This window comes from Brevundimonas sp. UBA7838, assembly GCF_002500885.1.
In the GTDB taxonomy this organism is placed as follows: Bacteria; Pseudomonadota; Alphaproteobacteria; order Caulobacterales; family Caulobacteraceae; genus Brevundimonas; species Brevundimonas vesicularis_C.
Window position 1 is genome coordinate 1 of record NZ_DLTK01000081.1, and the last position, 6,959, is coordinate 6,959.

9 protein-coding genes are annotated in these 6,959 nt (G+C 65.9%); 4 read left to right on the forward strand and 5 right to left on the reverse strand.

The genetic code is table 11. From position 1 onward, the window contains the following. The coding region (locus B3T77_RS06635; RefSeq protein ID WP_292078254.1) for an ATP-binding cassette domain-containing protein at positions 1-593 on the forward strand (593 nt) is incomplete at its 5' end. Positions 594-599: 6 nt separating this feature from the next. Here the strand turns inward: B3T77_RS06635 and B3T77_RS06640 are convergent. From B3T77_RS06640 to B3T77_RS06655, 4 genes are all read right to left on the reverse strand, one after another. After that, the gene (locus B3T77_RS06640; RefSeq protein ID WP_292078255.1) at positions 600-2,177 is read right to left on the reverse strand and encodes an EAL domain-containing protein; all 1,578 of its coding nucleotides are present in this window, start codon (positions 2,175-2,177) and stop codon (positions 600-602) included. Positions 2,178-2,267: 90 nt separating this feature from the next. Next, entirely contained in the window at positions 2,268-2,705 is a 438-nt protein-coding gene (locus tag B3T77_RS06645; protein WP_055804393.1) for a hypothetical protein, read from the reverse strand. Further along, complete coding sequence (locus B3T77_RS06650) at positions 2,702-3,004, reverse strand: rod-binding protein (RefSeq protein ID WP_153923544.1); 303 nt, start codon at positions 3,002-3,004, stop codon at positions 2,702-2,704. The genes B3T77_RS06645 and B3T77_RS06650 overlap by 4 nt, the downstream gene beginning before the upstream one ends. A 2-nt stretch (positions 3,005-3,006) precedes the next feature. Beyond that, a complete protein-coding gene (locus tag B3T77_RS06655; RefSeq protein ID WP_091747795.1) occupies positions 3,007-4,128 on the reverse strand; it encodes a flagellar basal body P-ring protein FlgI in 1,122 nt (373 codons plus the stop codon). Positions 4,129-4,311: 183 nt separating this feature from the next. On the opposite strand from B3T77_RS06655, the gene B3T77_RS06660 reads away from it, so the two are divergent. From B3T77_RS06660 to gltX, 3 genes are all read left to right on the forward strand, one after another. After that, positions 4,312-4,737, forward strand: a complete 426-nt coding sequence (locus B3T77_RS06660) for a flagellar assembly protein FliX (protein WP_292078256.1) — start codon at positions 4,312-4,314, stop codon at positions 4,735-4,737. Between the two features lie 179 nt (positions 4,738-4,916). Next, complete coding sequence (gene dksA / locus B3T77_RS06665) at positions 4,917-5,351, forward strand: RNA polymerase-binding protein DksA (RefSeq protein WP_017504616.1); 435 nt, start codon at positions 4,917-4,919, stop codon at positions 5,349-5,351. Positions 5,352-5,427: 76 nt separating this feature from the next. Beyond that, positions 5,428-6,762: a glutamate--tRNA ligase gene (gltX, locus tag B3T77_RS06670; protein WP_292078257.1), complete on the forward strand. Its 1,335-nt coding sequence runs from the start codon at positions 5,428-5,430 to the stop codon at positions 6,760-6,762. 15 nt (positions 6,763-6,777) lie between these two features. On the opposite strand, the gene B3T77_RS06675 is transcribed toward gltX, so the two are convergent. Further along, on the reverse strand, positions 6,778-6,959 hold a 182-nt coding region (locus B3T77_RS06675), incomplete at its 5' end, for a CC_3452 family protein (protein WP_414633150.1).

The window sequence follows — 6,959 nt, forward strand, 5'->3', positions numbered from 1 at the left end:
TGCTTGAAAAAAAAGGCCTGCGCAAGGCCTACAAGAACACCGTTGCCCTCGACAACGCCAGCTTCTCCATTCCGGCAGGCCGCATCGTCGGCCTGATCGGGCCCAATGGCGCCGGCAAGACCACCGCACTGAAGGCCATCCTCGGCCTGACCTCGGTGGAAGGCGAGCTGTCCGTGCTGGGCCGCGACCCGCGCGTGCACCGCGATGAACTGATGAAGGACATCTGCTTCATCGCCGACGTGGCCGTGCTGCCGCGCTGGCTGAAGGTGCGCGAGGCCATCGATTTCGTGGCTGGCGTGCACCCGCGCTTCGACCGGGCCCGCTGCGAACGCTTCCTGGCCAACACCAAGCTGCAGCCGAAGCAGCGCGTGCGCGAGCTGTCCAAGGGCATGATCGTGCAGCTGCACCTGGCACTGGTGATGGCCATCGACGCCCGCGTGCTGGTGCTGGACGAGCCGACGAACCACCTCGACCTGGACGCCATCGCGTCGATCGAGGAGGCGCTGAACGCCTATGACGGCGCGTTGATCGTGGTGAGCCACGACGTGGATTTCCTGGCGGCGCTGAAGATCACGCGCACGATCGAACTCTGAAGTCGGTCAGCCCCAGGCCTCGACGGCGCCCTTGCGACGGACCATCGACGGACTGGACAGTTGGGTGCGCGGCTCGGCTTCAGCGCGGCCGAAGAGCCAGCCTTGGCCGTATTCGACGCCCGCCGCCTTGAGCTCGGCGGCGACGCCGTCGGTCTCGATCATCTCGGCGATGGTTTCCAGCCTCATCGAGCGGCACATTTCGACGATGCTGTGCAGCATGGCCTTGGAGCGTTGGTCGGTCTGGATATCGCGAACGATGGCCCCGTCGATCTTGACCGAGTCCACAGACAGTTTGCGCAGATAGTCGAAGGCGGCGGCCCCTGCGCCGAAATCGTCGATGCAGACCTTGATACCGGCTTCGCGCAGCGCGGCCAGGCGACGGTCGGCGGCTTCGATGTCTGCAATGGCGGAAGTTTCCGTCACCTCGACCATCAGGCGACGGCGTTCCTCGGGCGCGCCGGCGGTCATGCGCAGCAACTGCTCGACGTAGGTGTCATCGCCCAGCGAGGCGCCCGAAACATTGATCGCCATCTTCAGAAGGCCGGCGCCGGGCTGGCGCATCCGCTTCAGCACCTTCTCCGCCACGGCGAGGTCGAACGACTCGATCATGTCCAACTCCTCGGCCATGCGAATGGCCTCGGCGGGTCCATTGTTGCCGTTGAAGCGGGTCAGGGCCTCGAAGTGGTGGACCGCGCGGGAGTCCAGATGGACGATGGGCTGATAATGGACCTGGAACTCGCGCGACTTGACCAGGCTGCGGAAGGTCTCGGCGTCGCGGAAGGTGCGCTTCAGCGAGTCGGCAAAGGCGATTTGTGGATTGGCGAGGCCGTCGCCCTTCAGGCAGCCTTCGATGGCGAACCGCATGGCGCGCAGCACGCACAGGGAATCCGATCCGGGCGGGACGGGCGAGCTGAACGCCTCCGCACCCAGCGACAGGCCTTCGGCCCGCCCGGCCTCCACGATTTCGGCGGCGATGTCACGACGGTCGTTGGCGGGGCGGAGAAGCGCATAGCGGACGCCGGTGACCTGCGACGCGCTCGATCCCTCGACGGCGGCGGACTGAAGCGTGGCCTCGATGCGGCGGTTCAGACGGTCGGCGGCGTCCCCGGTGACGTTCTCAAGCCCCGTAATGTCAAGGAAAGACAGGGCCAGGTCGGGATTGGACTCTAGCACCCGCCCGGCGTCGGCCAGGAAATCTTCCGGCTCCAGAAGCGGGCGGGTTTCCAGATCCTCCAGCGCGAAGGCGGGGCCTTCGTACGATATGGCGCAGGAGATGGCGGGCGCCATCTGCGGCAGGACGAAGGCGCGGAACGATGCACGACGCACACGGTCAGGCCCAGCCGCCACCAGGATCGATGTCGCGGGAATACGCACGCCGGCCTTCATGCCTTGCAGGGCGGTCAGGGTACAGGCGCCGTCGTGCAGCAGATCGAGCAGGGGACGGCCCGTCCAGGTCGCGCCTGCGTCTTCGCCGGGCACGGCGCCCGCGCCGATCGCAAAGGCGACCACGCCTTTCGGATCCACCTCCACTAGGGTGTCGGCGGAAGCGAAGGCCAGGCCTAGGAGGCGAGTGGTCAGCGTCATGAGGCCATGCTGGCACACAGTCGCTTAAAAAATAGGCAATGACCCTTAGGACGCGAACCGTGATCTGCGAACGGCGAAGGGCTGTGCCGGTCATGCCATGCGGTTCAGGGCGACAGCGCGTCCGTCGCCCAGCGAGGCGCGGCCGTCGGCGGCATAGGCGGAGGCGGGTGTGCGAGCAGCGGTGACTTCCGCCGCGATGGCGCGGACCAGGCCCTCGGAGATTTGACGCGCGGCGTCGACGGCGCGGCTGTGTCGCGTCAGGGCCGCGTCGAACTCACGCGTTGCGTCGACCAGTGTTCTGCGGTCTTCGAGCGGAGCGCCGCTCAGCAGCGCCGGATTGGCCTTCACATGGGCGGAATCGCGACGGTAGAGATTGGCCATCTCCTGAGTTTCCGACAGACCGGCCGCCACATCCTGAGGACGGCCATCGGCGAAGGCGGCTGTTTCGGCCTTCAGCCGCTCGGTCAGGCGCAAGGTCAGGGTCGTCAACTGACGAACCCGCGCCTGGGCCAGTTCGGTGTCGCTCATGGCCGGCCCTCCTGCATCTTCAGCATTTCGGCCATGACGGTGTTGCTCAGGCCGATGCCGCCGGCCTTCACCGTGGACTTGGCCATTTCGTCTAACATGAAGCTGCGCCATGTCGCCTCGCCCTGACCGCCGCCGAACAGGCCGTCGGTCGACAGGCCTTCGAACATCGGCTTCAGCATCTGCGAGATGAAGGTGGCCTCGAAGGCCTTGGCGGTTTCCTCTATCTTGTCGCGATTCACAGCCGTGGGTGCGGCCGCGGCGGGGCGCAGCAGATCGGCGGAGACGGTCAGGTCGGTCATGCTCACATCACCTCGATGTCGGCCTGCAGGGCGCCGGCGGCCTTGATGGCCTGCAGGATGCTGATCATGTCGCGCGGGCTGACGCCCAGGGCATTCAGGCCGTTGACCAGGGTGGACAGGTTGGCCCCGCCGCCGACCAGCCGCATCTGGGTGCCCAGATCCTCTTCGACGTTCACCTGGGTCGAGGGCACGACGGCGGTCTGGCCCCGGCTGAAGGGCGCCGGCTGACTAACCTGCGGCTGTTCGTCCACCGATATGGTCAGGTTGCCTTGGGCGATGGCGACGCGAGAGATGCGCACGGCGTCGCCCATGACGATGACGCCGTTGACCTCGTCGATAATGACCTTGGCGGGGGTATCGACGCTGACGGCCAGGTTCTCGATCCGGCTGATGAAGCCCGCCATGCCCAGTTCACCAGGCGCGCGCAGGGCGACGACCGTGCCGTTCTCGGCCAAAGCAGACCCCGGATAGGCGGCGTTGACGACGGCGGCGACGCGCTGGGCGGTGGTGAAGTCCGGGTTGCGCAGGTTCAGGCGCACCTCGTTCATATTGGCCATCTGGAAGCCGGTCTCGCGCTCGACCAAGGCGCCCGAAGCGATGCGGCCCGCAGTCGGTACGCCGCGCGTCACCGACGACCCCGAACCACCAGACGCCGAGACGGCGCCGGTCTGGACCGAGCCTTGCGCCACCGCGTAGACCTGACCGTCCGCGCCTTGCAGGCTGGTGACCACAAGCGAACCGCCCAGCAAGCTCTTGGCGTCGCACATGGAGGCGACCGACACGTCGATGCGCGAGCCGGGCGTGGCGAAGGCGGGCAGGTCGGCCGTGACCATGACGGCGGCCATATTCTTGGTGTTGGCGTTGGCCCCGCGAATGTTGACGCCCAGCCGCTCGGTCATGCCTTCCAGCGACTGGCGGGTGAAGGGGCAATTGCGTAAGGAATCGCCCGTGCCGTTCAGCCCCATGACCATGCCGTAGCCGACCAACTGGTTGCCGCGCACGCCCTCGACGGCGGCAATGTCCTTGATGCGCGATTGCGACTGGGCCAGCGCCGAGGTCGCGCCGCCGGCGACGACGAGCGTCGCGGCGACTGAGGCGATCAGGCGGGCAAGCAGATTTTGCATCGGTCAGGCGTCCACGCAACGTTACGCCGTCATCCGTGCGAGGATCGTGCCGGAGAATTAACGACGTGAATTCAATGCCGGTCGGCTTTTGACGGACATAGAAGCGGCAGGATTTGCCGGGGCGTTAACCAAACAGTCATCGCCGCCCGTCATCCATGATTTCATGACGCGGAGCACCTGCACATGAAGGTTGTCGGCCCCAACGGCGTCAGCACGCCTGCCAGCACACGTCCGACGCGATCCGCCAGCGGTTTCTCGCTGGGGCAGGCCGCATCTCCGTCCGCGCCCGCTGCAACGACCGCCAGCGCAGCAACCGGCGGGGTCTCTGACGTCTCGGCTTTGATGGCCCTTCAAGGTGTGGAGGGACCTCTGGAAAAGCGACGTCGCGCGATCCGGCGCGGCAGCGGTCTTCTGGATCGCCTTGACGAAATCAAGCTGGCCCTGCTGAACGGCGACGCCGACGAGGGGGCGCTGGATCGTCTGGCGCGAAGCATGCGCGAGGAGCGCGCCGACGATGACGACAAGGACCTGGGCGCCCTGCTGGATCAGATCGACCTGCGCGCTTCAGTCGAGCTGGCGAAGGCCGAAATGCGCCGCAACCGCCCCTGATACGAAATAATCGTCTGACATCAGGCGGCTAAGCTTCGGCAGTGAGTGACTTTTGCCACTGTCAGGCGGTGAGTCGCCCTATTTCCATCACGGAATCGAGAACCGCGTTGCCGCGACTCGACGGGCTGATTATACGGCCATCTACGCCACAGGGGGGCGTGTTAGAGAGCGTGAGATCGATGAGCGCCTTGGCGTCCGTTGTGTCCGACGAAACCGGCCCGTATCGGCCGTCTGACAGCGAGCCGTTCATGAACGAACGGCAGCAAGCCTATTTCAAGAAGAAGCTGCTGGCCTGGAAGGATGAAATCCTTCGCGAGTCCAAGGGTACGGTCGTCAATCTGAAGGCCGAGACCGAAAACCACCCCGATCTGGTGGACCGGGCGTCTTCGGAATCTGATCGCGCGCTGGAGTTGCGCACCCGCGACCGCCAACGCAAGTTGATCTCCAAGATCGACGACGCGCTGCGCCGGATCGAGGACGGCTCCTACGGCTACTGCGAGGACACGGGCGAACCCATCAGCCTGGGTCGTCTGGAAGCCCGTCCGACGGCGACCCTGTCGGTCGAAGCCCAGGAACGCCACGAACGCCGCGAACGCGTTCACCGCGACGACTGAGGTTTAAGCCTTCCGCGCCTTGACTTCGCCGGGTTGCGGGGCGACCTAGCCGCCTCGCTTTCGAGGTCGTCTACCCATGTCCGTCAAGGTTCGTTTCGCCCCGTCGCCCACGGGTAAGCTGCACGTCGGCAATGTCCGCACCGCCTTGGTGAACTGGATGTTCGCCAAGGGGCAGGGCGGGTCATTTGTGCTGCGCATCGACGACACCGACCTGGCGCGCTCCACGCCTGAGTTCGAACAGGGAATCGAAGACGACCTGACTTGGCTGGGAATGCCGTGGGACGAGCGCTACAACCAGTCCAAACGCTTCGATCGCTACGAAGAAGCGGCCGCCAGGCTGAAGGCGTCGGGGCGGCTTTATCCCGCTTATGAGACCGCTGACGAGTTGGACCGTCGGCGCAAGGTGCAACTGTCGCGCGGCCTGCCGCCGATCTATGACCGCGCGGCGCTGGAACTGACCGAAGAGCAGAAGGCCGCTTACGAAGCCGAAGGGCGCCGCCCCCATTGGCGCTTCAAACTGGACGGCAAGCGCGTCGCCTGGGAAGACCTGGCGCGCGGTCATGCGGAGGTGGACACCGCCTCGATGTCGGACCCGGTGCTGATTCGCGAGGACGGTCTGTTCCTCTATACCCTGCCGTCGGTGGTCGATGACATCGATATGGCCATCACGCACATCATCCGGGGCGAGGATCACGTCACCAACACCGGGGCGCAGATCGAAATCTTCGAAGCGCTGGGCGCGACGGTTCCGGGGTTCGCCCACATGCCGTTGCTGGTCGGCGCCGACGGCGCCGCCTTGTCCAAGCGTCTCGGCTCGCTGTCGATCAGCGACATGCGCGACCAGGGCTATGAGCCGATCGCGATCACCAGCCACCTTGGCCGGATAGGCACCTCTGATCCGCTGGAAGTCGGCGCCTCGGTTGAGGCTCTGGGACAGAGCTTCGCCTTCTCCAAGATGGGCCGTTCGCCGGCGCGTTACGATACGGCGGATCTGGACCGGCTGAACGCCCAGGCGCTGCACGTCATGGATTATGCGACGGCGCAGCCGCGTCTTCAGGCTCTCGGCGCCGATCTGGGCGAAGCCTTCTGGAATACGGTGCGGAACAATCTGACGAAGTTCGCCGACGTCGCGGACATGGCGCAGATCGTCCGTGGTCCGATCCAACCGGTGATCGAAGATGCGACCTTCATTGAAACAGCGCTGCGTCTGCTGCCGGAAGTGATCGACGAGAACGCCTGGTCGGCGTGGACCTCGGCCGTCAGGGCCGAGACGGGCGCCAAGGGCAAGGCGCTGTTCATGCCGCTGCGTCTGGCGCTGACGGGGCAGCAGCACGGGCCGGACATGGCGGCCATGGCGCCGCTGATCGGTCGCGAAACCATCCAGCGGCGTCTGAGAGGCGAGGCGGCCTAAGCCGCCTCACGCAGTCTAGGCGTTGCAGACAGCCAGTTCGTCGGCGCTCAGGGCGACGCCCTTGTACGAGAAGGCGGTCACGGGACCGAACTTCTGAACCACGCGACGGCAGGCGCGCGTCGCGGGCTGTTCCGTGCCGCCAGCAGCGGTGCAGGTCGCGCCTTCGCAGGACCAACGAGCACCGTCGATGATGGTGG

Coding starts and splice junctions, on each gene's coding strand:
- B3T77_RS06655 (WP_091747795.1), bottom strand. CDS start 4,128: ATGCAAAATCTGCTTGCCCGCCTGATCGCCTCAGTCGCCGCGACGCTC.
- B3T77_RS06640 (WP_292078255.1), bottom strand. CDS start 2,177: ATGACGCTGACCACTCGCCTCCTAGGCCTGGCCTTCGCTTCCGCCGAC.
- B3T77_RS06660 (WP_292078256.1), top strand. CDS start 4,312: ATGAAGGTTGTCGGCCCCAACGGCGTCAGCACGCCTGCCAGCACACGT.
- B3T77_RS06645 (WP_055804393.1), bottom strand. CDS start 2,705: ATGAGCGACACCGAACTGGCCCAGGCGCGGGTTCGTCAGTTGACGACC.
- gltX (WP_292078257.1), top strand. CDS start 5,428: ATGTCCGTCAAGGTTCGTTTCGCCCCGTCGCCCACGGGTAAGCTGCAC.
- dksA (WP_017504616.1), top strand. CDS start 4,917: ATGAGCGCCTTGGCGTCCGTTGTGTCCGACGAAACCGGCCCGTATCGG.
- B3T77_RS06650 (WP_153923544.1), bottom strand. CDS start 3,004: ATGACCGACCTGACCGTCTCCGCCGATCTGCTGCGCCCCGCCGCGGCC.